The 250-nt window shown below is 58.8% G+C and carries 1 protein-coding gene; it reads left to right on the forward strand.

What is annotated here, in order from left to right; all coding sequences use genetic code 11:
* Nucleotides 1-250: MFS transporter (locus tag SAZ04_RS22625; protein ID WP_332699966.1), on the forward strand; the 250-nt coding region annotated here is incomplete at both ends.

The following is a 250-nucleotide window of genomic DNA, read 5'->3' on the forward strand; positions in this document are numbered from 1 at the left end:
GCGAATTTTTGCACGAGGTTACGCGCGCAACACGATCCTGGCGACGCTGGCTGCGAGCGGCATGCTCATCGCGTATTGGGGCATCAACATGTGGCTGCCGACCTTTCTGGTCAAGCAGCACGGTTTCGAAGCGTCTCGAATGTCGCTCTACCTGCTCGTGCTCAACGCTGGAATGTTCTGCGGCTATCCGCTGCTGGCATGGCTCGCCAATCGCATCGGCAAACGCCGCGCGCTCATGTTGAGCTTCTTT

The organism is Halalkalibacter lacteus (assembly GCF_036663595.1).
GTDB classification, from domain to species: Bacteria; Bacillota; Bacilli; order Bacillales; family Bacillaceae_D; genus Halalkalibacter; species Halalkalibacter lacteus.